The organism is Dyella mobilis (assembly GCF_016904945.1).
GTDB lineage: Bacteria > Pseudomonadota > Gammaproteobacteria > Xanthomonadales > Rhodanobacteraceae > Dyella_B > Dyella_B mobilis.
In genome coordinates, this window is record NZ_JADIKF010000038.1 from 442,241 (window position 1) to 468,210 (window position 25,970).

Here is a 25,970-nt window from a genome sequence, read left to right on the forward strand (position 1 = left end):
TGCGCCGCCTCGTTCCCCTACGCGACGACGTCTCTCCTGCTGGTCTGCCGAGGTGTCATGACCCGACTCGTCATCGTCGTCGAGAAAGCTTCCGACTGGGGCTCCTACTATCCGTCCGTCGACGTGGTCACCGCGATGGATTACCTGCGCGAACCGGTGGGCGGCGACGACGAGCGCACCCACGTGCTCAACCTGTGCCGCAGTTACAAATACCTGGGCACGGGCTATTACGTGTCGCTGCTGGCGGAGGCACGCGGCCATCGCGTGATGCCCTCGGTGCGCACGGTGAACGATCTGCGCCGCCGCTCGCTCTACGGCCTGGCCATCGACGACCTCAACGCCAAGCTTACGCACTTCCTGCCCGAGGGCGGCCGCGACACGACCGATTTCGGCAGCCTGGTCTACTTCGGCGAAACGTCGCATCCGGCGTTGCAGGACCTTGCGCGGCAGGTCTTCGAAATGTATCCCTGCCCGTTGCTGCGCATCGAGTTCGAGCGCGAGCGCGTGTGGCAGATCACCTCCATCAAGCCGGTGGGCCTGCACACCCTGGACGATGCGCAGGAAGACGCCTTTGCCGCCGAGCTGGACCGCTTCTCCAAGAAGCTGTGGCGCAAGCCTCGCGCAAGGCGGCTGTATCGCTACGACCTGGCTATGCTGGTCGATCCGAACGAGGCCATGCCGCCCTCCAACAAGAAGGCGCTGAAATCCTTCATCAGCGCGGGCAAGGAACTGGGCATCGAAGTCGATCCGATCGGCAAGAACGACTACCAGCGCCTGGCCGAATACGATGGCCTGTTCATTCGCGAAACCACCGCCAGCGACAACCACACCTACAGCTTCGCGCACCGCGCCGAGCGCGAAGGCATGGTGGTGATCGACGATCCAAGCTCGATCCTGCGCTGTACCAACAAGATATTCCTCAACGATCTGATGGTGGCGCGCAAGCTGGCCGTGCCGCGCACGGAAATCCTGTACCGCGACGACACCAAGGGCCTGAAGGAAGTCGCCAGCAAGCTGGGCTATCCGCTGGTGCTGAAGATTCCCGACGGTTCGTTCTCGCGCGGCGTAATGAAAGTGGAGAGCGAAAACCAGCTCGAAAAGGCTGCCGGCGAACTGTTTCAGCACAGTGCGCTGTTGCTCGCGCAGGAATTTGTCTACACCGATTTCGACTGGCGCATCGGCGTGCTCAATCGCGAGCCGCTGTATGCCTGCAAATACTACATGTCGCGTGGCCATTGGCAGATCTACAACCATGGCGCGAAAGGCACGGCCAAGTCCGGAGGTTTCGAAACCATTCCCACGCGCGACGCGCCGGCCGAAGTGGTGAAGCTGGCGCTGAAGGCCACCAATGCCATCGGCGACGGCCTGTACGGCGTGGACTTGAAGCAGGTTGGCGACAAGGCGGTGGTGATCGAGGTGAACGACAATCCGTCGATCGACGCCGGTGTGGAAGACACCTATCTGGGCGAAGATCTCTATCGCCGCATCATGCAGGAATTCCTGCGGCGCATGGAGCGCAAGCGCCTGGGCATCACCACCTAGCGCCTGTCAGCACTATTTTCGTAGCCGGCGTTGTCGTTGAGTGGTCGTCATGCGGTGTCATCGCTCGGTCGTGTACGGACGAACACTCCCTCACTCTTCCTGGGCTAGCGCGCAAACAGCTCCCGGCGCGGGCCACGAAAATAGTGCTAATAAGCCCTAGAGGGTTGTTCCGGCCCGCTCGTCCCTGAGCGAGCCGGATACGTGCGCGATCCATCGCGCTGGCTGCCGGCTAGCGACCACGTCCATGACCAGGCCGGCGGCATCCCAGGGCACGGCGCTCCGGCCGTCCCGGCTCCACTGCCAAGCGGAATTCAGTGCCAGATCAACTGGTCGGCATGGCGGCGACGAACGCGGCACAAAGCCAGCAGTTGGCGCGGCAGGCGCGGTTCCAGCGTCAGCGCGACGGCGAGCGGTGCGCACAGCAGCCAGAACAGCGGCGACCAGCCCAGCAAATCGTTGTGGGCCGGCACCAGGGTGGTGGCCAACGCAACGCTGCCAAGCAGCAGCCACAGCAAGGAGGCGGCCAGCAGCCGCTCACGACGATGGGAATCAGCAGGCTGCGAACGCATGGGAAAACTCCTGACCGGGCGATGGGGAAAGCTTGCCCGCCGCCGATCTCATAACCTGCGATGCCCAAGCCGGCGCGTGACAAGCGCTGCTGAACCGGTCGCCGCCCCAAGCCTGCAAGCACGGATCGGCGCCGTACAATGGAAAGGTCAGCAAGGAGCACTTCACGCATGTCCCGCCTCGCCCAGTTCGCCGTTTTTGGCCATCCGATCGCGCACAGCCTGTCGCCGCAGATCCATCAGGCTTTTGCGCAGCAATTCGGTATTGCGCTCCAATACCGCACCATCGATGCGGCACCTGACGCATTTGCCGATGCCGTGCGCCGCTTCTTCGCGCAAGAGGACGGACGCGGCGCGAACGTCACCCTGCCCCACAAGCACGCCGCTTTCGCCCTGGCCGACGAACGCAGCCAGGCCGCCACGCGCGCGGGCACGGCCAATGTGCTGACCCGCCTCGCGGACGGCCGGCTCGCGGCGCACAACACGGACGGCGCGGCGATGGTGCGCGACCTCACCGATCGCCACGATCTGGATCTGCGCGGCCACGACGCGCTTCTGCTAGGCGCAGGCGGCGCGGCCCGCGCGGTGGCCTGGTCGCTGTTCGAAGCAGGCGTGAGTACGCTGACCATCGTCAATCGTTCACCTGAAGCCGCCGATGCGCTGGCCGATGCAATCGGCGAACCGGCGCGCGTGCATACGCGCTATTGGGACGACCTGGGCCACATCGGCAGCTTCGATCTCGTCGTCAACGCCACCTCGGCCGGCACGCTCGGCCAGTCGCTCACCTTGCCGTTTTCGCTGATCGGATCGCGAGCTGCCTGCTACGACCTGGGCTACGGTCCGTCGGCGTTCGGTTTTCTCGCCTGGGCGCGGGCCGCCGGCGCGCGCTATGCGCACGACGGCCTGGGCATGCTGGTGGAACAGGCAGCCGACGCCTTCCAGCTGTGGCACGGCAGACGGCCGGATACCGGCCCGGTTTATCAATCGCTGAGTACGCGGAGCAGCTGAGTGGATTGCAGATCCGGTTGCGGTGCATGTTGCATTGCGCCGTCGATCACATCGCCAATTCCGGGCATGCCGCACGGCAAGCCCGCAGGTGTTCGCTGCATTCAGCTGACCGAGGACAACCGTTGCGCCATCTTTGGCAAACCGGAGCGTCCAGATTTCTGTGCCAGGTTAAAGCCGTCCGTGGAGATGTGTGGCAGCGACCGCGAACAGGCCATGCTTTGGCTAAACAGGATGGAAAAGCTCACTGCGCCATAAAAAACGGGAGGCTGGACGCCTCCCGTTTCTGATCGGCCTTTATGCCCGGCCAAAACCGGCTCGATAGGCTTCCGCGGCATCCTCCCGCGTATTGATCTCGACCATGACGCCGCCGGGAATCCGGCAGAAGAAGCGCGAACCCCTTGGGTGCCGGATCACCTCGGTTTCGAACTCGACCCCGTTCGTCTTGAAGTCTTCATACGTGGCGAGGACATCGGCAGCGCTGGGCAGCTCGAAGCCGATGTGGAAGTTGTCGGGCCACTGCACGGCGCGATCGGCAGCGTCTTCAATGACGATATCGAAATCGTGCCGCTTCAAGATCTTGCTGGTGTCGAAGTCCGAAACGGTACAACCGAGATGGCGCACAAAAAATGATGCCGTTGCATTCACATCACTGGAAGGAAAGCTGATGTGATTGAACTTCATGGTGTTGGAAACATTGAGCATTGCAGACTCCACAGAGAGCGGGAGCCACTTCATCGGCGAGCATGATCGCGGGATGTGCTGCACTGAAGACGCCACACAACACCCACAACCGCGGCTCGAAAGAGCAGTGGCTGAATTGGGCGTTGGTTGACGTAAACGCTTACGGCTGCCGGGCGGCAGCGGGCGCGATTGTATATCAGCGTCGCCTCGCCCGTGGCAATAAAAGCTCCGGCAATGGTGCAGGAGGATAATGACCTTCGCTCGTGGACAGCTTTCCAGCGCGATACCTTGCGCGCCGCAAGTTCCTGTGTCCGCGGATTTGGCCTGTCTAAATTCGGGGTCGTGCTAGCGTGGCCGGACGGGGGGCATCACTTCGCGGGGAGTTGCGCAAATGTTGCCGATGGGGAGTTTCAGTCGCTGCCTGGCCGCGGCCGGGCTTACGTTGTTTTTTGCAGGAGCGGCGCAGGCTGCTCCGGATCCCGGCAGTCCGGTCGGCACGGCCAATGTGACCGTCGCCGATCCCACCGTGCCGCGGCCACCGGGTACACCGTGCGTGGTACAGCTTTTCAGCAACGACACGTTCGATGATTTCAACACGCGACCTTTCAACTACACGCCGCCGGCCGGTTGCGGCACGCGTTGGTCGAAGGTCGTGCTGGAAGCCGATTTCTCGGTGACCGCGGGTCGACAGTTCGACCGCACTGCCACGATCTTCCTCGACGGCGTCAATCTGTTTTTCGGCACCACGCAGGAACCCACCTCGACGCTAGCGCCGAGTTGGCACGTGGAACGCGATCTGACCGACTACAGCGCGCTGTTCCGCAATGCGGGCAATGGACAGGCCGATATCGGCAACATCGTCAACGGCACCTATACCGGCGTCATCCAGGGCAGCGCGCGGTTGCTGTTCTATCCCGCCTCGGCGGTTGCACCGGCGGCGAAGGTGCCGGATGCGGTCTATCCGATCGGTAGCGATCCGGTGGGCAGCACCGTGCTGCTGCAGGCATCCGCCAACCAGATGTCGGCGACGCTGACTTTGCCGCGCAACGTCGAGCGCGCGTACCTGGATGTGTTCACCCAGGGCCAGAGCACGCCGGACGAGTTCTGGTACACCTGCGTACCGACTCAGTACGCAAACCAGACCGGCGAGTGCGGCGGCGGCAATTTCCGCGAAGCTGAAATCAGCATCGACGGCCAGTCCGCCGGCGTGGCTCCGGTTTATCCGTGGGTCTTTACCGGTGGTGCCGACCTGTTCATCTGGAAACCGACGCCGGGTGTGCAGACGCTCAACTTCTTGCCCTATCGCGTTGACTTGACCCCATTTGCAGGTCTCCTCAGCAATGGTTCGCCGCACCAGGTGACGCTGACGCTGGCAGGCGTCAACTACTACTTCATGGCCACGGCGGCCCTGCTGGTCTATGAGGATCCGCATGCCGCGCAAGTGAGCGGCCAGGTGGTGCGCAATACCCTGGCCGACCAGGCGCCCACGCCGACCATCGGCAGTACGCTGGCCACCAGCGCATCCGGCGAAACCACCGGCAACGTCACCACCAACCTTAGCCGCCACTTCGTGATCGAAGGGTATGTGAATACGTCGCATGGCCGCGTCGACACGACGGTGGACCAAACCGTCGCGTTCGCGAACACGGAAATCTTCGACGTCATACCCAACAGCATCTATGACCAGACCACCGAGCAGCTCACTTCGGTCGAGGGCCACAGCGTCAGCAGGACCGGCACCTGGGTGAGCAGCGAGTTCCACCAAAGTTACCGCTACCCGTTCTACATGCTGTCCAACCAGACCTTCACCGACAGTGCGGGCGATTCCACCATAGAGACCAACATCCGTCAGGGTTTCGACGAGCACGTGGCTTTCTCCGTCGACGGCTTCCCGCTGTATGCGGCCGATGTGCACAACCACCACGAAGGCTCGGATTCCATCGACTACGACGCCAACTACGACATCCTCAGCCACGCGGGCCAGAACAGTAAGCAAGTATTTACGTTCCGCGATTCGCTGGGCGGTTGCTATCGTGCCAGTGTCTCGGCGGCCAATGACGTGGTGACCGGCTACAACAGCGGAAACGGTTGTCCGGGCCAACAGAACCGGGTGTTCTGGTTCAGCCATCCGGACGGCGCCCCCTTCGGCGCCAGTCCCTTGCCGGCGTGGTAATGAATGGCCGGTACCCCCTCGGATGGCTCGAGGGGGTACCGGCATGCTAGTTTTGTCGGTATGTGACAGGAGCACCACGCTCCATGGAGTCTTTACCGATGCGTACCCGTCTGCTTGCCCTTTCCATCCTTGGCGTGACCGTCGCGCTTGCCGGCTGCCATCACGCCAAGCGTCCGGATGGATCGCGGGTGGAGAAGGGCGGGGTGGCGAACATGCAGCCGTTCGAGACCTTCATTGCCACGCATCCGACGCCGGAACAGTTCAAGGCGATGTATCCGGGTGTGCAGTTGATGATGCCGGGCATGATCAGCACCATGGAAATCCGCTACGACAACACCCGCTTCTTTCCGTCGCTGGACAAGGACGGGCACATCATCGGCGGCGATTTCCACTGAGCTCGATCCGGGCTTTGTGACAGCGCCTGTCACATTCGACAGGCAGAGTCATTTTGCTGACATCTTTGACGACTAACCTGCCGCGACAGCGGGGGCTGCTCTGTTGCACAGAGCAGCTGCGATTCCACGCAATAGCGCCAGGTCAGCATGTCTTCTTCCAATTCCACTGGGCCGAATCGGCGCGGGTTGTTGTTTGTCGCCTTCGCGGTGGTCCTGGCCGTGGCGGGCGGCGCTTTTTGGTACACCCATGCAGGCACGGGCGCGAAGCAGGGCGGCCACGAAGCCAATGACGGCAGTGACGTAGGCATCTTGCTTGGGCTGGCCGACACCGCTTATCACGATAAGCACCTGGTCGCCCCGGTGGGCAGCAACGTGTATGAGTTCTATTTCAGCGTATTGCAGCTCGATCCGAACGATGCCATCGCCATGCAACGCCTGAAAGAAACCTTCAAGCCTGCCTGCGACGCCGTCGAGGCCACCATCAACTCCGGCGACCTCGACGAGGCGCAACGCGAATTGTCGCTGCTGCGCATGTACGACCCGCACAATTACAAGCTGGCGTTGCTCGGCAGCGTGCTGGACGCGCAGCGCGTGATCGAGCGCCGCGAGCACGAAGCCGAAGCGGCGCGCATCCAGGCGCAGCAGGCGGCTGGCGGGCAGAATGCCAACTGGGTCTATCCGGCCAGATAGACGTCTTTCAGGCGTACGTACTGATCGGCCGAGTAGTGCAGTTGCTCGACCTGTTTGTCGCTGAGCACGCGCACGCGCTGCGCAGGACTGCCCAGCCACAACTCACGCTCGCCGACTACTTTCCCGGGTGGCACGACGCTGCCTGCGCCGACGAAGCCGTATTTCTTCACCACGGCGCCGTCCAGCACGGTGGCATGCATGCCGATCAGGCAATAATCCTCGATGGTGCAAGCGTGGATGACTGCTGCATGGCCGATCGTGACGCCTTCGCCGACAATCGTGGGAAAACCGCCAGGCAAATACGGACCGTCGTGCGTGACGTGCACCACCGCGCCATCCTGCACGTTGCTGCGTGCGCCGATGCGGATGTAATGCACGTCGCCGCGCAGGACGGCACCGGGCCAGATCGAAACGTCGTCGCCCAGCACAACGTCGCCGATCACGGTCGCGGCGGGATCGACGTAGGTACGGGCACCCAGGGTGGGCATGACGCCCTTGAAGCTGCGCAGATGATTCATGCGCGCATTCTAGCCGGTGACGGTAAGGTTCTCGTTGCCCGGCGGTGATGTATCGGGCGCGCTCGCCGACAGCACGCGCAGCGTTTCCTGGTAGCCGGCATCCACTGCCAGTTGCCAGTCTTTCCAGTCCAGCATGCTGACGTGTTCCAGCGGCGGGGTGATCAGCAGATCCGCCCGCTCGATACAGTGCAGGCTGGTCTCCTCGCTGTTCACCATCGCAGCACGCGTCAGCGTGGAGACGATGCCGGGCCAGCCGGCACCGCGGCGCTGGCGCATCCACAATCGCCACCACGGCGGTGTGGCGAATTCCTCCGCGTGAGCGCGCAACGCAATGTCCGCGCGGATGGCTACGGCGGTGATGTGGGCGATGCCGTCTTCAGCCATGACGTCGGTGGGCAGGTTGTCGACCAGGGCGCCGTCGACGTAGACGTGCCCGTGATGCAGCACCGGCGGCAGGATGCCGGGAATCGAACTGCTGGCGCGCAGCCACAGCCACAATGGACCGTGCCGATGCACCACCCTGCCCTCGCCGGAAAGATTGGTGGAAACGCAGAAAAACGGCCGCTCCAGATCTTCGATATCGATGGCGCCGAATGCCCGTCGCAGCATCAGGGCGGCGCGGCGCCCGCGCGTCAATGCGACAAATGGCAAGGTCCAGTCCGACAGCGGCTTTCCGCGCACGAAGGCGTCGTAATAGATGCGCATCATGTCGTCGATGCTCCACATGTTGGCGAGCCCGGCGCCGATGATCGCGCCGATGCTGGTGCCGCCGACCGCATCGAATTCGTGCCCGGCTTCGCGCAGTGCGCGCAACGCGCCCAGATGTGCCAGCCCGCGTGCGCCGCCGCCCGCCAGCACCAGGCCGCGTGCGTGGCCGCTGATCAATCGCGCGATACGGGGAATGTCGCTCTCCCCGCAAATGTGGTGATGCTGCAATTCCCCGCTGAATTCGGCACGCCAGCGGCGGGCCGCTCCCGGCATGACCCGATGGCCCGGATGCATCAACAACAGATGCCGTGGACGATGACGCACGCGGGCAGGATGTCCCGGTGCCGCCTCGGGCCAGGGACGCGCGGGTTGCGCCGCCAGCGCGGGTAGCAGCAACACGTCGGCCTGGCGCAGGCAGCGCATGCGCCACGATGCGTCGCCAGTGCTGTCCAGGTAGATCACGAAGCGCGCCTGCGCCTCGCGCTCGGCGAACCAGTCGCTGCCGCGGTTGGCGCCGTGCTCGGCATCGACCACCAGGCAACTGCCATAAGCCTCCAGCGCCTGCGCGAGCTGGATGGCCAGGCCGCGCACGGGCACGCCGTTATCGACCGGGAGGATGGCGAAGGTGCGGGGCTTGTCCGGCGGTTCGTCGTGGCGCTCGCGGCGCAGCAGGCGGTCCATGGCTTGCCGGGCTACTTCCAGCATGGCGCGCGGGTGGCGCTCGATCAGGTGCTCGAACAGCTGGCGGTCCAGCCGCAGCAATTCCGAATCGCGCAGGGCGCGCACGCTGTATCGAAAGGGCTCGCCGCTGAGCAGGCTGATTTCCCCGATGCTGTCGTCCACTGAGACCTGGCGGATCAGGCGCGTGGGGCCGTCGAACACGCCCAGGCTGCCGCTGCGCAACAGGTAGAGCGCATCGGCGACCTCTCCAGCCTTGAACAGGTATTGGCCGCCGGGCAGGCAGATCCATCGCAGGTTTTCGGCCAATGCCTTGCGTTGCGCATCGTTAATGTGCGCAAACAGGGAAATGCGACCGATCAGGGCTGAGGTATCGGCAGGCAGCATATTCATGATGGTACGACGTCGCTCGTGACATCGTATGGGTCGCGGAGGGAAATCCCCGCCTTGATTTCGGTACGCGACGCCAGCACGCTTTCGGGACTGAAGGAGTGAGCCATGAACCAAGACAACCCCCTGCTGGCCGATGCCGTGCTGCCGGCGTTTTCACAGATCAAGACTGAAGACGTGACGCCCGCCATCGATACCCTGCTGGCCGACAGCCGCGCCGGCATCGCCGCGCTGATCGCTCACGGCGCGCCGCGCGATTTCGCCTCGGTGATGTTGCCGCAGGAGCGGCTGGATCAGCGCATCTCGCATGCGTGGTCGCCGGTGTCGCACCTGCACTCGGTGGCGGACAGCGAGGCATTGCGCAAAGTCTATGGACCGGCCGAGGAAAAGCTTACCGATCACGCATTGGAAGTCGGCCAGAACCGCGATCTCTACGCGGCCGTGCAGGCCGTTGCCGATGCGCCGGAATTCGCCGGCCTGTCGCGCGCGCAACGTGCCCTGGTCGAACATGCGCTGCGCGATTTCAAGCTGTCCGGCGTGGCGCTGGAAGAACCCGCTCGTTCCCGCTTCCGCGAGATCGGCGTGGAATTGAGCAAACTTTCCACCGAATTCTCCAATGCCGTGCTCGATGCCACCGATGCCTGGCACGAACGCATTACCGACGAGCGCGACCTGGCCGGCATTCCCGAATCCGGCCGCGCCGTGCTGCGCCAATACGCCAAAGAGCAAGGCATGGACGGCTATCTGGTGACGCTCAAGCAACCCAGCGCGCATGCCGTGCTGACCTACGCCGACAACCGCGGGCTGCGCGAACGGGTGTACTGGGCCTATCAGACCCGCGCGTCCGACCAGGGGCCGCACGCCGGCAAATACGACAATACGGCGCGCATCGAGCGCATCCTGGCGTTGCGCCACGAGGCCGCCCAACTGCTGGATTTTGCCAACGCCGCCGAGGAATCGCTGGGCACCAAGATGGCCGGCGATCCGGCCGAAGTGCTCGTGTTCCTGCGCGACCTCGCGGCGCGCGCCAAGCCCGTGGCGCAAAAGGAACTCGCCACCCTGCGCGACTTCGCTTCGAGCGAGCTGAAAATCGACAACCTCGAATCCTGGGACGTGGCCTACGCGTCGGAAAAATTGCGCCAGAAGCAATACGCGCTGGACGAGGAACAGCTCAAGCCTTACTTCCCGCTGCCGGCGGTCATGGAGGGTCTGTTCGGGTTGGTACAGCGCTTGTACGGCATCCGTCTGGCTAATCGCGACGGCGTCGATGTCTGGCATCCCGACGTCCGCTACTACGACGTCATCGACAAAGACGGCCGCGTCTTCGCGGGCGCCTATGTCGATCTGTATGCCCGCAGCGGCAAGCGCAGCGGCGCATGGATGGATGTCTGCCGCGCGCGCTTCGACGACGGTGCGCACCTGCAACTTCCCATCGCTTATCTCACCTGCAATTTCGCACCGCCCACCGAAGGCCGCCCTGCCCTGCTTACGCACGACGACGTGCTGACCTTGTTCCACGAATTCGGCCACGGCTTCCATCATCTGCTGACTGAAGTGCCGCTGCCATCCGTGGGCGGCATCGATGGCGTGGAATGGGATGCCGTGGAGTTGCCCAGCCAGTTTATGGAAAACTTCGGCTGGAACCGCGAAGCGCTGGACCTGTTCGCGAAGCATTGGGAAACTGGCGAACGGCTGCCGGACGAACTGTTCGAGCGCATGCTGGCGGCGCGGCATTTTCATGCCGGCCTGTTCCTGGTGCGCCAACTCGAATTCGCCCTGTTCGATTTTCTCCTGCACCTGGAATACGACTCCGCCAAAGGTGCCCGCACGCTGGAGGTGCTGGAGGAGGCGCGCCGCGAAGTGGCCGTCCTGCATCCGCCCGCCTGGCAGCGGTTCCCCCACGCTTTCAGTCACATCTTTGCGGGCGGCTACGCGGCCGGCTACTACAGCTACCTGTGGGCCGAGCTGCTCAGTGCGGATGCCTTCGGCGCTTTTGAAGAACGGGCCGGCACCGGCGGCAGCGTGATCGATGCTGCCACCGGCGACCGCTTCCGCAGCGAAATCCTGGCCGTGGGCGCCAGCCGTCCTGCCCTGGAGAGCTTCGTGGCCTTCCGCGGCCGCAAGCCGGAACCGGATGCCTTGTTGCGCAGCCACGGCCTGGCCTGAGCCCCGAGCGCCCCTTTTTCGGTTGAAAAGGGGTCGCCTGGCGGGCTCAAACGGGTTCACAATCGACAGCCATTCGCTCTGCCAGTATCACCAGGGCGAGCCATCGAATCGAACACGCCGTGGGCTGGGGAGTCCGCCATGAATGCGATCACACATCTGCCGCCGGAATGGCAGGACTGGATTCGCGAAAATCTCGCGCGAGGCTGTGCGCCGCAATCGTTGATCGACGACATGGTGCGCAATCGCTTCGATCCGGTCTTTGCGCGGGCGGCGGTCAACGGCGTGATGACCCACAACGGTCCGCTGGCCGCTGCGTTCGAAGCGAAACCCAAGCCCGCTTCCGGCTACGTCTACGAAACACCGCGTTTGCCGGCCGGCAACCTGATCCGCACTTCCGATCGCGACGTGCGCGTCGTCACGCGGGTCAACCGACCGGTCATTGCCGTGCTGGAAGGCGTGCTAAGCAACGAAGAGTGCGATGAGCTGATCAAGCTCTCCGCCCACAAGATGCATCGCTCCACTACGGTGGATCCGATCAGCGGCAAGCACGAAGTCATTGCCGACCGCAGCAGCGAAGGCACGTTCTTCACCGTCAATGCCGACCCGTTCATTGCCCGTCTCGACCGCCGCATCAGCGAAGTGATGAACTGTCCGGTGGAAAACGGCGAGGGCCTGCAGGTTTTGCACTACGGCACAGGCGGCGAGTACAAGCCGCACTTCGATTACTTTCCGCCCGAAGACCCGGGTAGCCATGTGCAGATGACCATCGGCGGCCAGCGCACATCCACGCTGGTGATGTATTTGAACGACGTGGAAGAAGGCGGCACCACCATCTTTCCGGAGATCGGGCTGGAAGTGGTGCCGAAAAAAGGTTCGGCTGTCTATTTCGAATACACCAACGGCCAGAATCAACTTGATCGCCTCACCCTGCATGGCGGTTCGCCGGTGACGCGCGGCGAAAAGTGGATCGTGACGAAGTGGATGCGCCAGCGGCGCTACGGCGAATCGCTGCCGCCCACTTGAGCGACAGCGACGATCGGGCGCGCTTGAAACGGCACGCCCGACGGTGCCGTATCAGCCTTGCGCGCCGTCCGCCACCAGGTGGTAATGCGTGGCGACCTCGATTTCCTTCTTCGAACCCAGAAACACCGGCACGCGCTGGTGCAGGCCGGTGGGTTGCACCTCGAGAATGCGCTGGCGACCGGTGGTGGCTGCGCCGCCGGCCTGTTCGACGATGAAAGCCATCGGGTTGGCTTCGTACATCAGGCGCAGCTTGCCGCCCTTGCTCTTGATCTTCGCGTCGAGCGGATAGAAGAACGTGCCGCCGCGGGTGATGATGCGATGCACGTCGGCCACCATCGACGCGACCCAGCGCATGTTGAAATCCTTGCCGCGCGGGCCGTCCGTGCCGGCCAGCAGTTCGCCGATATAGCGCTGCATCGGCGGCTCCCAGTGGCGCTGGTTGGACACGTTGATGGCGAACTCGCCGGTTTCTTCCGGAATGCGGATGTCGCGGCGGCTGAGCACGAAGCTGCCCACTTCGCGATCGAGCGTGAATTCGTGGGTGCCGTGGCCGAAGGTGAGCACCAGCACGGTGGCCGGGCCGTAAACCACGTAACCGGCTGCAAGCTGGGTGGTACCCGGTTGCAGGAAATGCTCGGCCTTGGGCTCGCTGATGCCGTCGGGGCAACGCAGCACGGAGAAAATCGTGCCCACCGAAATGTTCACGTCGATGTTCGAGCTGCCATCCAGCGGATCGAACAACAACAGGTGATTGCCCTTCGGGTACATGTCGGGAATCGGCTGCGGATCTTCCATTTCCTCCGATGCGCAGGCCGCCAGCTGGCCGCCCCAGGCATTGGCTTCGAGCAGGATCTCGTTGGAGATCACGTCCAGCTTCTTTTGCGCCTCGCCCTGGATATTGCCGGTGCCGGCCTCGCCCAGTACGCCGCCCAGCGCGCCCTTGTTGGTGGCAACGGCAATGCGCTTGCAGGCGCGCGCAACCACTTCGATCAACAGGGACAGTTCGGCGTTGACGCGGCCGGCGCGACGTTCCTCGATCAGGAACTGGATCAGCGAAATGGACTTCATGGCGAACCCGCAGGCAAAGGGACCGCCATTTTCCAGGCTCTGCCTTACGGGCGCCAGTCGCGCGCCTGAACCGGCCGGCACCCTGCTGCTGACAACACGCTGGCAGTAGCAGGCGCGCAAGCTCTCATCATCGGAAAGGAGGAACGATCATGCGCGACGTGGTTTATGTGCTGGTTTTCGAGGGGTTTGCCGATTGGCAGGTGGCGCTGGCCCTGAGCGAGGTCCGCCGGCCCGGGGACTGGGAAGTGCGCACGCTGGGCCTGGATCGCGAGCCGGTCGTTTCCAGCAGCGGCCTGCGGGTGATGCCCGACAGCAGCGCGGATGAGCTGGATCTGGATGCCGTGGCCATGCTGGTGCTGCCGGGAGGTCATCTCTGGTGGCCCGCGCAAGTGGCCCAGGTTGCCCAGCTTGCTGCGCGCGTGCACGAAGCGGGCGCACCGGTCGCCGCCATCGACGAAGGCGTGCTGGCGCTGGCGCGCGCAGGCTTGCTCGAGCATTGCAGGCATACGGCCAACTGGCCGGGCCAGATCGGCCGCGAAGTGCCCGGGTACGCCGGGCACGATCAATACGATGCTCACGTCCTGGCGGTCAGCGATGGCGGTGCAATCACTGCCAGTCACCTGGGCAGCATCGAGTTTGCGCGCGAAATCATCCACGTGCTGGACCTGTATACCCGCAGCGACCGCGAGCATTGGTATCGGCTGTTCAAGCATGCCGTGCCGCCGCCGTGGCTGGGTGGCGAAACCGTTCCCGTCGTTGAACTGGCGTGAGGTGTCGAGATGAGCAGCTTGATCGATCGCATTGTGAAGGCTTATCGGCCGCTGTATCTGCGCGGCCTGTTGATGGACGGGCAATACCGCTTGTCCGAGGTACCGAAAGAGCCGCCGGTAGCTGGCAAACGGGTGGTGACGGTGCGTCCGGCTTTTGAGCCGGGACGTCGTCGAGTGCTGGTGGCGAGCGCTGTCGGTGCGGCGGCGAGCGTTTGCGCCGGCAGCATCGAATCCGCGGCGGTGCCCGCTCAGGCGAAGGCATTTGCCAAGCGTCGTGCATAGCGCAGGCGTGCTTCAAAACCATTCCACATCAAACGCTACGAGGAATCACCCGTGCAAAAGACCTACCACGGAAGTTGCCACTGCGGCGCAGTGAAGATCGAAGCCGATCTCGACCTGACGCGCGGCACGGGACGCTGCAATTGTTCCGTCTGCACCAAGACGCGGCAGTGGGGCGTGATCGTCAAGCCGGAAGCGTTTCGCCTGCTCAGCGGCGAGAACGATCTCTCCGATTACCAGTTCGGTTCGCACAGCATGCATCACCTGTTCTGTCGTCATTGCGGCGTTCGTCCGTTCGGCAAGGGGCATCTGGATGTGCTGGGCGGCGACTTCTACACCGTCAACGTGGCCTGCCTGGACGATGTCGAGCCGATCGAACTGATCGAAGCACCCATGCATTTTTCCGATGGACGCAACGACAACTGGCGTGTTGCGCCGGCCGAAACGCGTCATTTGTAATTGGAGATAGCTGCCGTGAAACCTAACGCGCAAACTTGCACCGATCAAAAGATCACCTTCTTCCACGCGCCGCAGAGCCGCTCCGGCGGAACGCTTGCCTTGCTGGAAGAGCTCGGTGCCGATTACGAATTGCGGCTGGTCAATTTCAAGCAGAACGAGCAACGGCAACCCGCTTACCGGGCCATCAACCCCATGGGCAAGGTGCCGGCCATCCTGCACGGCGGTGCCTTGATCACCGAACAGCCGGCCGTGTTTCTGTATCTGGCCGACCTCTATTCGCAGGCGCGCCTGGCGCCGCCGCCGGGCGATCCATTGCGCGGCCCCTATCTGCGCTGGCTGGTGTTCTACGGCTCGTCGTTCGAGCCGGCCATTGTCGATCGCTCGCAAAAGCGCGCGCCGGCACCGCCTATGGCTTCGCCCTACGGTGCCTGGGAGGACGTGCTGAACACGATCAACCAGCAGCTGACGCAAAGCCCGTATCTGCTGGGCGAGCGCTTCACGGCGGTGGATGTGCTGTGGGGCGGGGCATTGCACTGGACCACGATGTTTGAACTGGTGCCGGAAACGCCGGCGATTCGAGCCTATGCCGATCGCGTCATCACCCGGCCGGCCATGCAACGCGCGGCAGCCAAGGATGCCGAGCTCTTCGCGCTGCAGGCTGCGTGAAGCCAGGGTGATATGACGATGGTGCGCGCCCCAGTTTCCCTCATCCGCATCGCAAGCCCTGCGACGCGCAGGCGTGACTTCGGACGCTGGTCCGCACGCGCCGCGTGGGTGATGATGTACGGATGCGCCGTGCCGATCGCCTCTTTCTCATCATCAACGCCCTGCGCGGTCGCCGCACCGCGCTGCAGGCGCGCCAGTTGGCGGAAACGCTGGGCGTTTCGCTGCGCACCGTCTATCGCGACGTGGCAGACCTGCAGCTCTCTGGCGTGCCCATCGAAGGCGAGGCCGGCGTCGGCTACGTTCTGCGCAAGGGCTCGGACATCCCGCCGCTGATGTTTACCGCCGACGAACTCGAATCGCTGGTGGTCGGTACGCGCTTCGTTCGCGCTTTCGCCGGCGAGAGGCTGGCAGCCGGTGCGCAGGCGGCCCTGGTGAAAATCGAGGCCGTGCTGCCGCCGGAACTGCGCGAGCGTTCCTCGCGTACCCGTATCTATGCACCGATTTGGCGCGACGAAGAATCGATCGCTTTCGCCGCCCGTATCGACCAACTGCATGCAGCCATCGAGGCCCAGCACGTGCTGCGCCTGGCGTATCGCGACGAAGCCGGACGCGAAAGCGAGCGCGAGGTCGAGCCGCTGTGCCTGGCGTTCTGGGGCGGCAAATGGACGCTGGGCACCTGGTGCCGCCTACGCCAGGATTTCCGCAACTTCCGCCCTGACCGCATCGCGCGGATCGACCAGAGCGGCGAGATCTTCCAGAGCGCCCCGGATCGCGACTTGGGCTCCTATCTGCAGGCCATGCGGGGCTATTTCTCGGGCCTGGAATAGCGTCGAAGCAAACACCTGCGATTATGGGGCGTGGCCGCTGCGCCCGCGCTCGGGTACCCTGCGCGAACCACGGTAAGCGTAGGAGCACCTCATGTCTTCAGGCGTGCGTCATCCCCTGCTATCCATCGCACCGAGCAAGTTGCGCCCGACCCAGATGACCGTGGGCAAGGCCGAAGTGGCGGAAAAGCGCGCCCAATGGGAAAGGCTCGGTAAGAAGAAGCGCAAGGAAATGCTGGCCGAACACTGGTTTCCCGGTGTGCTCGGGCCCAAGAACCAGGTCTACATCGTCGATCACCACCACCTTGGGCTAGCCTTGTTCGAAGAAGGGGTCAAGGAAGTGCCGGTGATGGTCCAGCGCGATTTTTCCTGGCTGGAACCGGCCGTGTTCTGGCACACCATGGAATTCAATCGTTGGGCGCATCCCTATAACGAGCAGGGGCAGCGCGAGCAATACGACGCCATTCCCACCAAGCTCACCGACATGCGCGACGACCCGTTCCGCACCCTCGCGGCGCGCGTACGCATGGCAGGCGGCTATTCCAAGGACGCGACGCCTTACTCGGAATTTCTGTGGGCGGATTTCTATCGGCGCCACTGCAAACTCAAGAACGGCCACATCACGGCGAAAGTGGTGAAGGACGCGATGATCTACGCACACTCGCACGACACCGCGTACCTGCCCGGCTGGAGTGGCGTGATCGTCCAATGAGCACCGCTGCGCCCCGCATCTCGATCAACGCGGCGGACCTGCTGGCGGGTCTGGCGATTGCGGGGCTGCTGGTGCCCGAAGCGGTGGCGTACTCGGGCATTGCTGGCATGCCGCCGCAGGCGGGCGTGATCGCGCTGTTCATCGGACTGGTGTGCTACGGGCTGCTAGGCACCAGCCGTTTTGCGATTGTTTCATCCACCTCATCGTCGGCGGCCGTGCTTGCGGCCGGAACGCTCGCGTTGGCCGGCGGCGGCCTCGCCGCCAGGGTGGCCATGGCGGCGACCTTGGTGCTGCTCGGCGGTTTTTGCTTCCTCATCGCCGGATTTGCACGATTGGGAGGTCTATCGCACCTGATCGCCCGTCCGGTCTTGCGCGGCTACACCTTTGGCCTGGCCATCGTGATTGCCCTCAAGCAATTGCCGCATCTGGGTGGATGGCCGGATCTGCACGGCGATTTCGTGCCGCTGCTAATCAAGAATCTGGTCGAGACCTCCAATCAGGTGCACCTGGTGACCTTGGGCACCGGCGTCATTGCGTTGGCGTTGTTGTTCGCCTGCGAGCGGGTGCGCCGCCTGCCCGGCAGTTTGCTGGTGATCGCGCTGGGCGTGATCGCTTCCGGTTGGCTGGCCGCGCGCGGCGTGCCGCTGACCGGCACCATCCATTTGCAGATGAGCCTGGGCATGCCGACGTGGCCGTCGGGCGACCAGTGGCTTCCCAGTGTGGAAATGGCCGCCGCGCTGCTGCTGATTCTCTACGCCGAGTCATACAGTTCGATCCGCGGCTTCGCGCTCAAGCACAACGATCCGGTCCAGGCCAATCGCGATCTGCTGGTGCTGGGCGTGGCCAATGTGTTGTGCGGGCTGCTGCAGGGCATGCCCGTGGGTGCAGGTTATTCGGGCACCTCGGCCAACGAGGCGGCGGGCGCACAGTCGCGCCTGGCGGGCCTGGTTGCGGCGGTCACCGTGTTGCTGATGGTGCTGTTGCTGTTGCGTTGGATCGAGCGCATTCCGTTGGCGGTGCTGGCGGCGATCGTGATTCACGCCGTGAGCAAATCCTGGCGCTTGTCGGTGTTCCGCCCCTATCTGCAATGGAAGCGCGATCGCCTGCTGGCGCTGGCGGCAGTGGTGGCGGTGCTGTCGCTGGGCATCCTCAACGGTTTGCTGGTTGCCATCGTCTTCAGCCTGATTTTGCTGCTTCGCCAGCTCGCCGCCGCACGCCTGGACGTGCTTGGACGATTGGCCAATGGCCACGACTTCGTCGACGTGGCCCAGCATCCCGATGCCGCGCAGCCGCCAGGCATCCTGATCCTGCGCCCGGAAGAGCCCCTATTTTTTGCCAACGCCGAATCGGTGATGGGTCTCGCGCGCAAACGAGTGGCTGAGCGCAAGGATCTGAAGCAGGTGATCCTGAGCCTGGAAGCATCGCCGGACCTGGACAGCACCGCGCTGGAGGCGCTCGGCGATTTTTCGGCCTGGCTGCAATCGCTGGGCATCGGCTTGCACGTCGCCCGGCTCAAAGACGAAACGCGCGACCTGCTGCTGCGCGCCGGCCTGCCCCAGCTTTCGCCACAGGCACTCAATAACTGGAGCGTGGAAGATGCCGTGTCGGCATTGCTCGGCGCACCATCGTCTACGGGGAACGAGTTTAGTGAATAGCGCAACACGAACGACGCGAATCGGCTGTATGGTTTTGGGTTTGGCGTTGGCGCTGCCGGCGCTCGCGCAGCAGGACGCCGACGCGCGCTTCAAGCAGATCTACCATCAGGAATGGGCCTGGCGCACCGGCCAGTCCGGCCTCAGTACGTCCGGCGAGCCGCTGCCCAACAATGGCCGTCTCGACCAGGTGGATGCCAAGCATCAGCAGGAACGCCTGGACTACTGGCAGAAGGTGATGAGTCAGCTCGATGCCATCGACGTAAAGCAACTGTCGCCGGAAGAGCAGGTCAACTACGCGGTGTACCGCGAACAGATCCGCAACTTCATCGCCGACCAGCAGTTCAAGCAATGGCAGATGCCGTTCAACAGCGATTCGGCCTTCTGGAGCGAACTGGACGACGATCTGGGCGCCGACGGGCTGCACACCGAAAGCGACTATCGCCACTATGTCGACCGCCTGGGCCAGGTGCCGGCGTATTTCGACGAGCAGATCGACAACATGCGTGCAGGCTTGAAGCGCGGTTTCAGCGTGCCGCGCGCGGTATTGGCAGGACGCGACGTTTCGATCGCCTCCGTCGCCGATGCCAAGGACCCGACACAGACCTCGTTCTACGCCCCATTGCAGCACCTGCCGTCCAGCATTCCCGTCGCGACGGCGGCGGCGATCCAGGCGGATGCGCGCGAGAAGATCAGCAAGGACATCATTCCCGCCTACGCCAAGCTGCTGACCTTCTTCCGCAACGAATACGTGCCGCAGGCCCGCACCACGCTGGCGGCGGAAGCCCTGCCCGACGGCAAGAACTATTACCGGCAGCAGATTCGCGAATACACCACGCTGGATCTCGATCCGGACACCATTCACAAGATCGGCCTGGAGCAAGTGGACAAGATCCACGCGCAGATGCTGCAGACCATGCAGCAGACCGGTTTCAAAGGCAGCTTCGCGCAGTTCCTGCACTTCCTACGCACCGATCCGCGCTTCTATGCCAAGACGCCGCAGGAGTTGCTCGACAAGACCGCCTGGGTGGCCAAGGAAGTGGATGGCCAGGTCGGCAAGTTCTTCGGCCATCTGCCGCGCGAACGCTTCACCATCGAGCCGGTGGCGGCGGATATCGCGCCGTACTACACCTCCGGCCGCGGCGGCCCGGACGTCTATCTGGTCAACACCTACGACCTGCCTTCGCGCCCGCTTTACAACATGCCGGCGCTGACTTTGCACGAATCCTATCCCGGCCATGCTCTGCAACTTGAGCTGGCCGAAGAGGAGCACGACCAACCCGCCTTCCGTCGCAACGGTTACATCTCCGCGTATGGCGAAGGCTGGGGCCTGTATTCGGAATACCTGGGCAACGAGATGGGCATCTACAAGACGCCTTATCAGCGCTTTGGCTACCTGACCTACCAGATGTGGCGCGCCTGCCGCCTGGTGGTCGATACGGGCATCCATCATCTGGGCTGGACCCGCCAGCAGGCGATCGATTTCATGACGCAGAACACCGCGCTGTCCGATCGCGAGATTGCCAATGAAGTCGACCGCTATATCAGCTGGCCGGGACAGGCACTTTCCTATGAGCTCGGCTATCTGAAGATTCTGGAGCTGCGCGCCAAGGCGGAAAAGGCGCTGGGTCCGAAGTTCGACATTCGTGCCTTCCACGACACGATCCTTTCGACCGGCTCCGTGCCGCTGCCGGTGCTGGAGCAGCGCATCAACCGCTTCATTGCCGAGGGCGGGCCCGAGCCCGATTACGGCAATACCGCGCGCAAGGCAGGCGACTGAGCATCGTCAGGTTGACGTAGCGGGGGAATCTCCCGCTGCGTCCCGTGTTCCGAGCGGACTGGCCACAACTTCACCGGTGGAGTATTATCTTCACAAACTCTATGAGGAGAGTTTGGTATGACGGCCTATCCCCTGCCCCGCACCGAGCCCGCCGAAGGCCTTGGCGGAGCTGCCCTGCGCAGCTTCTTCAAGCTGGCCGACCTGTGGAGCCTGCGCATTGCCGATCAGCGCAAGCTGCTGGGCGATCCGCCGGAGTCGACCTTCTACAAGTGGAAGCGTCACCAGGATGGTGCGCTTGGGCGCGATACGCTGGAGCGCATCAGTTACCTGCTGGGGATCTACAAGGCATTGCAGATTCTCTTCCCCGACGTGCAGCAGGCCGACGCGTGGTTGCACAAACCGAATCAGGCGGCTTTGTTCGGCGGGCACTCCGCGCTGGAACGCATGCTGTCAGGCAATGTGGCCGACTTGTACGTGGTGCGGCAATACCTGGATGCGCAGCGCGGCGGCAACTGAACGCCCGACAGGCAAACGGTGCCGGTCGTCGCAGTCGGCGAGAGCACGTTTCGGCAGACTTCTAGTGTTAACAGGCCCTGGAGCGAGCACGGAAGACCGCGAGTCCACGCGATTCGTGCCACGGAATACTCATGCCCATCGACACGCCCCCCATTCGACGCATCCGTTGGAGCCAGGCTTATCGCATCGTGCCGAGCCGGTTTCCGCCGGCCGGATTGTTTGATCGCATCGCCGATCCCGCGGATCTAGACGCCGTTTTCGCGATTGAGGCGTTGACCAATCCACGCCTGCGCGAGGAAGCCAATACCTTGCGCCTGGTGCCGCGCGACAGGCGCATCAGCGGACCGGGTTCGACCCCGGTGATGGCGGCGTTCACCCATCTCAATCCGGATGGCAGCCGTTTTTCCGATGGCACGTGGGGGGTGTTTTACGCTGCACGCAGCGTGACCACCGCGGTGGAAGAAACGGTCTACCATCGGGAGTTGTTCCTTGCCGCCACGGCGGAGCCCGCCTGCGACATCGAAATGCGCTGCTATCGCACCAGTGTCGATTGCAAGCTGCATGACATCCGCGGCGGCTGGCCGCATGCGCATGATCCCGATAGTTATGTTGCCGGCGTGAAGCTGGCGCGCGAACTGCGTCAGGCCGGTTCGAACGGCATCGTCTACGACAGCGTGCGTCATCGCGGCGGCGAATGCCTCGCGGCTTTTTATCCCGATGTGGTGGCGCCCTGCGTGCAGGCGCAGCACCTGATCTATCGCTGGGACGGCAAGCGCATCGCGAAAGTGCTGCAAGTGAGCGAGATGAAGCGCGGATAGAGCCGCTCTTTTTTCACCACTCTCTACGATGAGACGCTTGGCCCGATGCACAGCTCGTTGCGTGCGAAGGCATCGCGCGCATCGCTTTCGCCGAGCGCAAAGGCGTCGCGAACCGTGGCGCGCGCCGTGCAGTCCAGCATGGACACGGGAATGCGGCGGCTGGGTTGCCAGTAGTAGCGATTGTCGGCGCGGAACAGGGTCGGCAATTTCCGATAGCGCCGGGTCAGCAACACCAACGTATGGGTGTGCAAGCCTTCCTGCGCCGGCGGTATGGGTGCGTTGTCGGTATAGCCGCCATCGAAGGCGATGCGTCCGGCCACGCGTCGGGCGGGAATGAACGGCTGGGCGGCGGCGGCAGCCACCAGCAGGGTCTGTGCCTCGTCGGCGTCGGCGCAGGCGTGCAGCTCGAGCAGGTCCTGGCGCAGTCCCAGCAACGTGGGCAAGCGCGGATGAATCCGGTTCGCCACGAATTTGTCGACCAGGTAAGCCAGCGTGGCAGCCGCCACCGAACCCTTCAGCCCCAGCATTTTGGCCGGCCGTGTCACGGCAACGGATAGCCGGCTCGACGATTCGCGCAGGCGCTCGAAATGCTCGGTGTCCAGGAAGCTCGCCACCCATTGGGGATAGATGTGCCGATGGGCAAAGCGCACACGCAGGCGCAGCAGATGCTTCCACTCGAACATGCGCGCGTTGGCGGCAAACAACCGTTGGCACGTATCCAGGGCAGCATTGGCCCCTGTCGTCAGGAACGAGGTAGCGACTGCCGCACCGCCGCTGGTACCCAGCAAGCGCGTGGGCAAGAACCAGCCGCGTTCCAACCAATGGTTTACGGCACCCGCCTGCCACCAGCAGCGGTTGCCGCCGCCGGCGAATACGAGCACCTGAATATCCGCAAGATCCAGTCGCTCGACGGCTTCGATGCGCATGGCATGTCCCTTCCCCTGGAGTCCGCTTCTTCGGATGTAGGCAGTCGGCCGACTTGCAAGGGGCGAAGCGAAACGGCCGGCATCAAGCCGGCCGTTTCAATCCAGGTGACCGCGCCGTCTCAGGTATCGGCGTTGCTGGCGAAGCCTTCGCGCGTACCGCGGTTGAACACGCGGTCGTTCTCCAGCACGTCGGCCGCGGCGTGCGCGGTGTGCTGCTTCAGCTCGGCATAGATCGGCGTGAAGTCCGGCCGCGTGGCGTCAAACAACTGCTCGAAGCTGTCGATCACGAAATAGGTTTGCTGGTACGTGTCGATGCGGTAGCGCGTATTCATCACGCGCTCGAGGCCGAAGCCGATGCGGTTGGGAGCGGCCGAATCCAGGCAGTAGATCGATTCGCCCTTGGAACTCACGATGCCGGCGCCGTAGATGCGCATGCCCTCATCGGTGTTGATCAGGCCGAACTCGACCGTGTACCAGTACAGGCGCGTGAGGTTCATCAATGCCTCCGGCCCGATGCCGAAGGCTTTCATGCCGCCGCGGCCGTAGGCCTGCATGTAATCGGCAAAGACCGGGTTGAGCAGCAACGGCACGTGGCCGAACAGATCGTGGAACAGGTCCGGTTCGCTCAGGTAATCCAATTGATCCGGTTTGCGGATCCACCAGCTCACCGGAAAACGGCGGTTGGCCAGGTGATCGAAGAACACCTCGTCGGGCAGCAGGCCTTCCACGGCCACCAGCTCCCAGCCGGTGGTCTGGCCCAGCACTTGGTTCAGGTCGGCAAATTTCGGGATGCCGCCGTCGCCGAGGCCGAAGCGCTCCACGCCGGCCAGGAATTCCTTGCAGGCACGTCCGGGCAGCAGCTCGCGCTGGCGCTTGTAAAGGGTGTCCCAGACTTCGTGGTCGGTGCGCGTATAGCTCTCCCACGGCTGCTCGACCACGCCAGTGGCGTACACCGGCACATAGCCGCGATCGGTCTGCTGGTGTTCGACTTTGCGTGGCGCGGTGTGGGTGTCCATCGGGGCTCCGGCTTGCGAGGGATCGAATGCATTGCTCTACTCGCAACATCATACGGCCAAGCCCTCGCACGAACCTTGTTTTATTGCAGCATCTGCGTCTGTAGGTGCAATATTTGTGCGTCTTTGACCTCAAATACAGGAGCATCGTGCATGGTCAGCCTGGATCGTACCGACCTGCGCATCCTCGCCGTGCTTCAGGGCGACGGCCGTATCACCAACGCGGAGCTGGCCGAGCGGATCAGCCTGTCTCCTTCCGCCTGCCTGCGCCGGCTGCAGCGGCTGGAGAGCGAAGGCATTCTGATCGGCTACACCGCCCAGCTCGATCCGGAGGCGGTGGGTCTCGGTTTGCAGGCGTTCGTGCGAGTGCAGCTGACCAAGCACGAGGCCGAAACCATCGAACGCTTCGTCGAGCACGTGAACACCTGGGACGAAGTGGTGGCCTGCTATGCGCTGACCGGCGACATGGATTATCTGATGCACATCTATGTGGCGGACCTGCAGCATTTCTCGCGCTTCCTGCTCGACCGCCTGCTCAATGCCTCGGGCGTGGCGGACGTGAACTCCAGTTTCGTGCTGCGCACGGTCAAACGCTCCGCGGCCTTGCCGCTGGCGCAACTGGAGTCGTGAGCGACTTCAAGCGCTTTCGCCGGCCGGCAGCATTGGCGCGTCCTGGTCGCGCTGGTCCCGGCGCTGGATGCGCAGGGCCAGGAACGCGGCCACCACGCCGGCGGCGCCGGCAATCACGAACGGCGTGAGATAGCTACCCATCTGCACGCGCAGCACCCCTGCCATGAACGCAGCGGCCGCGGCGCCGATCTGATGTCCGGCCACCACCCAACCGAACACGATCGGCGCGTCGCGATCGCCGAAGGCATCGGTGGTCAGGCGCAGCGTGGGCGGCACCGTGGCGATCCAGTCCAGGCCGTAGAAAACGCCGAACAGCGAAAGGCTGTAGAGCGAGAAATCGGAATAGGGCAGGTAGATCAGCGACAGTCCGCGCAGCCCGTAATAGACGAACAGCAGTTTGCGCGGATCGAAGCGGTCGGTGAGCCAACCCGAGGCGGTGGTGCCAAACAGATCGAACACGCCCATCATGGCCAGCACACCCGCCGCGCGCACCTCGGGAATGCCGTGATCACCACACATGGCGATGAAATGCGTGCCGATCAGGCCGTTGGTGGTGAATCCGCAGACAAAGAAAGTGGCGAACAGCAGCCAGAACACGCCGCGCTTGCTGGCGCGATGCAACGCACCCAGGGTCAGCGCCAGCAAATTGCCCGACCCGGCACCGACCTCGGCCGCTTCGTCAGCCACGGCGCCATAGCGAGTCAACCCGATGTCGGAAGGGCGTTCCGGCAGTAGCCACAGCACCAGCGGCACCAGCGCTGCGCAGACCGCAGCGATGGTCAAAACCACTGGCCGCCAGCCTGCGTATTGGGCGATGGCTGCCAGTGCGGGCAGAAAAATAAGCGTGCCGGTGGCGGTGCTCGCGGTGAGCAGGCCCATCATCAACCCCCGGTGGGTGCTGAACCAGCGGCCGACCACAGTGGCTCCCAGCACCACCGCCACGCAACCACTGCCGACACCCGAGAGTACGCCCCATGTCAGCAGGAGATGCCAAGGCCGGGTCATCCACGCACTGGAGGCGGCTGCCAGTGTCATCACCGCCAGGGCGCTGATCAGCACGCGGCGGATGCCGAAGCGCTGCATCAGCGCGGCGGCGAACGGGCCCATCAAGCCGTACAGAAGGATGCCGACGGCGGCGGCCGAGGAAATGTCGCCCCGGCTCCAGCCGAAGGCGCGGCCCAGCGGCAACATCAGCACCCCTGGCGTGGCGCGCATGCCTGCCGACGCAAGCAAGGCCAGAAACACGACAGCTACGACGACAAAGGCATAGTTTTGGCCGAAGGGCCGGCGGCGTTGTATAGTCATGTTACCGATCGGTA

27 protein-coding genes are annotated in these 25,970 nt (G+C 63.7%); 19 read left to right on the plus strand and 8 right to left on the minus strand.

What is annotated here, in order from left to right:
- The first annotated feature begins 57 nt into the window (after positions 1-57).
- A complete protein-coding gene (locus tag ISS99_RS09635) occupies positions 58-1,542 on the plus strand; it encodes a RimK family protein (RefSeq protein WP_204631393.1) in 1,485 nt (494 codons plus the stop codon).
- 311 nt (positions 1,543-1,853) lie between these two features.
- Here ISS99_RS09635 and ISS99_RS09640 read toward each other — a convergent pair whose 3' ends face one another.
- A complete protein-coding gene (locus ISS99_RS09640; protein WP_204631394.1) occupies positions 1,854-2,111 on the minus strand; it encodes a hypothetical protein in 258 nt (85 codons plus the stop codon).
- A 168-nt stretch (positions 2,112-2,279) separates the two neighbouring features.
- Between ISS99_RS09640 and aroE the strand changes: the two genes are divergently transcribed.
- Entirely contained in the window at positions 2,280-3,116 is an 837-nt protein-coding gene (gene aroE, locus ISS99_RS09645) for a shikimate dehydrogenase (RefSeq protein WP_204631395.1), read from the plus strand.
- Positions 3,117-3,371 (plus strand): YkgJ family cysteine cluster protein, encoded by a 255-nt coding sequence (locus tag ISS99_RS09650; protein WP_204631396.1) that lies wholly within the window; start codon positions 3,117-3,119, stop codon positions 3,369-3,371.
- A gap of 39 nt (positions 3,372-3,410) precedes the next feature.
- Here ISS99_RS09650 and ISS99_RS09655 read toward each other — a convergent pair whose 3' ends face one another.
- A complete protein-coding gene (locus ISS99_RS09655) occupies positions 3,411-3,881 on the minus strand; it encodes a VOC family protein (RefSeq protein WP_204631397.1) in 471 nt (156 codons plus the stop codon).
- Between the two features lie 307 nt (positions 3,882-4,188).
- Here ISS99_RS09655 and ISS99_RS09660 point away from each other — a divergent pair, with 307 nt between their 5' ends.
- The 3 genes from ISS99_RS09660 to ISS99_RS09670 all read left to right on the plus strand — a co-directional run bounded on the left by ISS99_RS09660 (position 4,189) and on the right by ISS99_RS09670 (position 7,055).
- A complete protein-coding gene (locus ISS99_RS09660) occupies positions 4,189-5,970 on the plus strand; it encodes a peptide-N4-asparagine amidase (protein ID WP_204631398.1) in 1,782 nt (593 codons plus the stop codon).
- A gap of 98 nt (positions 5,971-6,068) precedes the next feature.
- Complete coding sequence (locus ISS99_RS09665) at positions 6,069-6,365, plus strand: hypothetical protein (protein ID WP_204631399.1); 297 nt, start codon at positions 6,069-6,071, stop codon at positions 6,363-6,365.
- 147 nt (positions 6,366-6,512) lie between these two features.
- A complete protein-coding gene (locus tag ISS99_RS09670) occupies positions 6,513-7,055 on the plus strand; it encodes a hypothetical protein (RefSeq protein WP_204631400.1) in 543 nt (180 codons plus the stop codon).
- On the opposite strand, the gene ISS99_RS09675 is transcribed toward ISS99_RS09670, so the two are convergent.
- Complete coding sequence (locus tag ISS99_RS09675; protein ID WP_204631401.1) at positions 7,040-7,573, minus strand: gamma carbonic anhydrase family protein; 534 nt, start codon at positions 7,571-7,573, stop codon at positions 7,040-7,042. The genes ISS99_RS09670 and ISS99_RS09675 overlap by 16 nt on opposite strands.
- 9 nt (positions 7,574-7,582) lie before the next feature.
- The gene (locus tag ISS99_RS09680; RefSeq protein WP_239537818.1) at positions 7,583-9,352 is read right to left on the minus strand and encodes a patatin-like phospholipase family protein; all 1,770 of its coding nucleotides are present in this window, start codon (positions 9,350-9,352) and stop codon (positions 7,583-7,585) included.
- 105 nt (positions 9,353-9,457) lie between these two features.
- On the opposite strand from ISS99_RS09680, the gene ISS99_RS09685 reads away from it, so the two are divergent.
- Complete coding sequence (locus ISS99_RS09685; protein ID WP_204631402.1) at positions 9,458-11,515, plus strand: M3 family metallopeptidase; 2,058 nt, start codon at positions 9,458-9,460, stop codon at positions 11,513-11,515.
- Between the two features lie 138 nt (positions 11,516-11,653).
- On the plus strand, positions 11,654-12,538 hold the full coding sequence (locus ISS99_RS09690) for a 2OG-Fe(II) oxygenase (protein ID WP_204631403.1): 885 nt from the start codon (positions 11,654-11,656) through the stop codon (positions 12,536-12,538).
- 51 nt (positions 12,539-12,589) lie between these two features.
- Here ISS99_RS09690 and ISS99_RS09695 read toward each other — a convergent pair whose 3' ends face one another.
- Positions 12,590-13,606, minus strand: coding sequence for a class 1 fructose-bisphosphatase (locus ISS99_RS09695; RefSeq protein WP_204631404.1), 1,017 nt, complete (start codon positions 13,604-13,606; stop codon positions 12,590-12,592).
- A gap of 149 nt (positions 13,607-13,755) precedes the next feature.
- Between ISS99_RS09695 and ISS99_RS09700 the strand changes: the two genes are divergently transcribed.
- The 10 genes from ISS99_RS09700 (at position 13,756) to ISS99_RS09745 (ending at position 22,082) form a co-directional block, all read left to right on the plus strand.
- The gene (locus ISS99_RS09700; protein WP_204631405.1) at positions 13,756-14,376 is read left to right on the plus strand and encodes a DJ-1/PfpI family protein; all 621 of its coding nucleotides are present in this window, start codon (positions 13,756-13,758) and stop codon (positions 14,374-14,376) included.
- A gap of 9 nt (positions 14,377-14,385) precedes the next feature.
- The gene (locus tag ISS99_RS09705) at positions 14,386-14,658 is read left to right on the plus strand and encodes a hypothetical protein (protein ID WP_204631406.1); all 273 of its coding nucleotides are present in this window, start codon (positions 14,386-14,388) and stop codon (positions 14,656-14,658) included.
- A 51-nt stretch (positions 14,659-14,709) separates the two neighbouring features.
- Complete coding sequence (locus ISS99_RS09710; protein WP_204631407.1) at positions 14,710-15,114, plus strand: GFA family protein; 405 nt, start codon at positions 14,710-14,712, stop codon at positions 15,112-15,114.
- A 15-nt stretch (positions 15,115-15,129) separates the two neighbouring features.
- A complete protein-coding gene (locus ISS99_RS09715) occupies positions 15,130-15,780 on the plus strand; it encodes a glutathione S-transferase family protein (RefSeq protein ID WP_204631408.1) in 651 nt (216 codons plus the stop codon).
- A 122-nt stretch (positions 15,781-15,902) separates the two neighbouring features.
- Complete coding sequence (locus ISS99_RS09720) at positions 15,903-16,607, plus strand: helix-turn-helix transcriptional regulator (RefSeq protein WP_204631409.1); 705 nt, start codon at positions 15,903-15,905, stop codon at positions 16,605-16,607.
- A gap of 91 nt (positions 16,608-16,698) precedes the next feature.
- Entirely contained in the window at positions 16,699-17,316 is a 618-nt protein-coding gene (locus ISS99_RS09725; RefSeq protein ID WP_204631410.1) for a ParB-like protein, read from the plus strand.
- A complete protein-coding gene (locus ISS99_RS09730; protein WP_204631411.1) occupies positions 17,313-18,971 on the plus strand; it encodes a SulP family inorganic anion transporter in 1,659 nt (552 codons plus the stop codon). The genes ISS99_RS09725 and ISS99_RS09730 overlap by 4 nt, the downstream gene beginning before the upstream one ends.
- Before the next feature lie 28 nt (positions 18,972-18,999).
- Positions 19,000-20,748 (plus strand): DUF885 domain-containing protein, encoded by a 1,749-nt coding sequence (locus tag ISS99_RS09735; RefSeq protein WP_204631412.1) that lies wholly within the window; start codon positions 19,000-19,002, stop codon positions 20,746-20,748.
- A 117-nt stretch (positions 20,749-20,865) separates the two neighbouring features.
- Complete coding sequence (locus ISS99_RS09740; RefSeq protein WP_204631413.1) at positions 20,866-21,264, plus strand: MbcA/ParS/Xre antitoxin family protein; 399 nt, start codon at positions 20,866-20,868, stop codon at positions 21,262-21,264.
- Positions 21,265-21,395: 131 nt separating this feature from the next.
- On the plus strand, positions 21,396-22,082 hold the full coding sequence (locus ISS99_RS09745) for an RES family NAD+ phosphorylase (RefSeq protein ID WP_204631414.1): 687 nt from the start codon (positions 21,396-21,398) through the stop codon (positions 22,080-22,082).
- Between the two features lie 23 nt (positions 22,083-22,105).
- On the opposite strand, the gene ISS99_RS09750 is transcribed toward ISS99_RS09745, so the two are convergent.
- Both ISS99_RS09750 and phhA read right to left on the minus strand, forming a co-directional pair.
- Positions 22,106-23,008 (minus strand): patatin-like phospholipase family protein, encoded by a 903-nt coding sequence (locus ISS99_RS09750; protein ID WP_204631415.1) that lies wholly within the window; start codon positions 23,006-23,008, stop codon positions 22,106-22,108.
- A 119-nt stretch (positions 23,009-23,127) separates the two neighbouring features.
- The gene (gene phhA / locus ISS99_RS09755) at positions 23,128-24,024 is read right to left on the minus strand and encodes a phenylalanine 4-monooxygenase (protein WP_204631416.1); all 897 of its coding nucleotides are present in this window, start codon (positions 24,022-24,024) and stop codon (positions 23,128-23,130) included.
- 150 nt (positions 24,025-24,174) lie between these two features.
- On the opposite strand from phhA, the gene ISS99_RS09760 reads away from it, so the two are divergent.
- Positions 24,175-24,651 carry an Lrp/AsnC family transcriptional regulator gene (locus tag ISS99_RS09760; RefSeq protein WP_204631417.1) on the plus strand — a complete coding sequence of 159 codons (477 nt, stop codon included), beginning with the start codon at positions 24,175-24,177 and terminating at the stop codon, positions 24,649-24,651.
- 6 nt (positions 24,652-24,657) lie between these two features.
- Here the strand turns inward: ISS99_RS09760 and ISS99_RS09765 are convergent, their stop codons facing one another.
- On the minus strand, positions 24,658-25,956 hold the full coding sequence (locus ISS99_RS09765) for an MFS transporter (RefSeq protein WP_204631418.1): 1,299 nt from the start codon (positions 25,954-25,956) through the stop codon (positions 24,658-24,660).
- Between the last annotated feature and the right edge of the window lie 14 nt (positions 25,957-25,970).

Bases quoted from the DNA above. Each gene is read 5' to 3' on its own strand.
- ISS99_RS09635 (WP_204631393.1), top strand. From the start codon at position 58: ATGACCCGACTCGTCATCGTCGTCGAGAAAGCTTCCGACTGGGGCTCC.
- ISS99_RS09640 (WP_204631394.1), bottom strand. From the start codon at position 2,111: ATGCGTTCGCAGCCTGCTGATTCCCATCGTCGTGAGCGGCTGCTGGCC.
- aroE (WP_204631395.1), top strand. From the start codon at position 2,280: ATGTCCCGCCTCGCCCAGTTCGCCGTTTTTGGCCATCCGATCGCGCAC.
- ISS99_RS09660 (WP_204631398.1), top strand. From the start codon at position 4,189: ATGTTGCCGATGGGGAGTTTCAGTCGCTGCCTGGCCGCGGCCGGGCTT.
- ISS99_RS09665 (WP_204631399.1), top strand. From the start codon at position 6,069: ATGCGTACCCGTCTGCTTGCCCTTTCCATCCTTGGCGTGACCGTCGCG.
- ISS99_RS09670 (WP_204631400.1), top strand. From the start codon at position 6,513: ATGTCTTCTTCCAATTCCACTGGGCCGAATCGGCGCGGGTTGTTGTTT.
- ISS99_RS09675 (WP_204631401.1), bottom strand. From the start codon at position 7,573: ATGAATCATCTGCGCAGCTTCAAGGGCGTCATGCCCACCCTGGGTGCC.
- ISS99_RS09680 (WP_239537818.1), bottom strand. From the start codon at position 9,352: ATGAATATGCTGCCTGCCGATACCTCAGCCCTGATCGGTCGCATTTCC.
- ISS99_RS09685 (WP_204631402.1), top strand. From the start codon at position 9,458: ATGAACCAAGACAACCCCCTGCTGGCCGATGCCGTGCTGCCGGCGTTT.
- ISS99_RS09690 (WP_204631403.1), top strand. From the start codon at position 11,654: ATGAATGCGATCACACATCTGCCGCCGGAATGGCAGGACTGGATTCGC.
- ISS99_RS09695 (WP_204631404.1), bottom strand. From the start codon at position 13,606: ATGAAGTCCATTTCGCTGATCCAGTTCCTGATCGAGGAACGTCGCGCC.
- ISS99_RS09700 (WP_204631405.1), top strand. From the start codon at position 13,756: ATGCGCGACGTGGTTTATGTGCTGGTTTTCGAGGGGTTTGCCGATTGG.
- ISS99_RS09705 (WP_204631406.1), top strand. From the start codon at position 14,386: ATGAGCAGCTTGATCGATCGCATTGTGAAGGCTTATCGGCCGCTGTAT.
- ISS99_RS09720 (WP_204631409.1), top strand. From the start codon at position 15,903: ATGCGCCGTGCCGATCGCCTCTTTCTCATCATCAACGCCCTGCGCGGT.
- ISS99_RS09725 (WP_204631410.1), top strand. From the start codon at position 16,699: ATGTCTTCAGGCGTGCGTCATCCCCTGCTATCCATCGCACCGAGCAAG.
- ISS99_RS09730 (WP_204631411.1), top strand. From the start codon at position 17,313: ATGAGCACCGCTGCGCCCCGCATCTCGATCAACGCGGCGGACCTGCTG.
- ISS99_RS09735 (WP_204631412.1), top strand. From the start codon at position 19,000: ATGGTTTTGGGTTTGGCGTTGGCGCTGCCGGCGCTCGCGCAGCAGGAC.
- ISS99_RS09740 (WP_204631413.1), top strand. From the start codon at position 20,866: ATGACGGCCTATCCCCTGCCCCGCACCGAGCCCGCCGAAGGCCTTGGC.
- ISS99_RS09745 (WP_204631414.1), top strand. From the start codon at position 21,396: ATGCCCATCGACACGCCCCCCATTCGACGCATCCGTTGGAGCCAGGCT.
- ISS99_RS09750 (WP_204631415.1), bottom strand. From the start codon at position 23,008: ATGCGCATCGAAGCCGTCGAGCGACTGGATCTTGCGGATATTCAGGTG.
- phhA (WP_204631416.1), bottom strand. From the start codon at position 24,024: ATGGACACCCACACCGCGCCACGCAAAGTCGAACACCAGCAGACCGAT.
- ISS99_RS09760 (WP_204631417.1), top strand. From the start codon at position 24,175: ATGGTCAGCCTGGATCGTACCGACCTGCGCATCCTCGCCGTGCTTCAG.
- ISS99_RS09765 (WP_204631418.1), bottom strand. From the start codon at position 25,956: ATGACTATACAACGCCGCCGGCCCTTCGGCCAAAACTATGCCTTTGTC.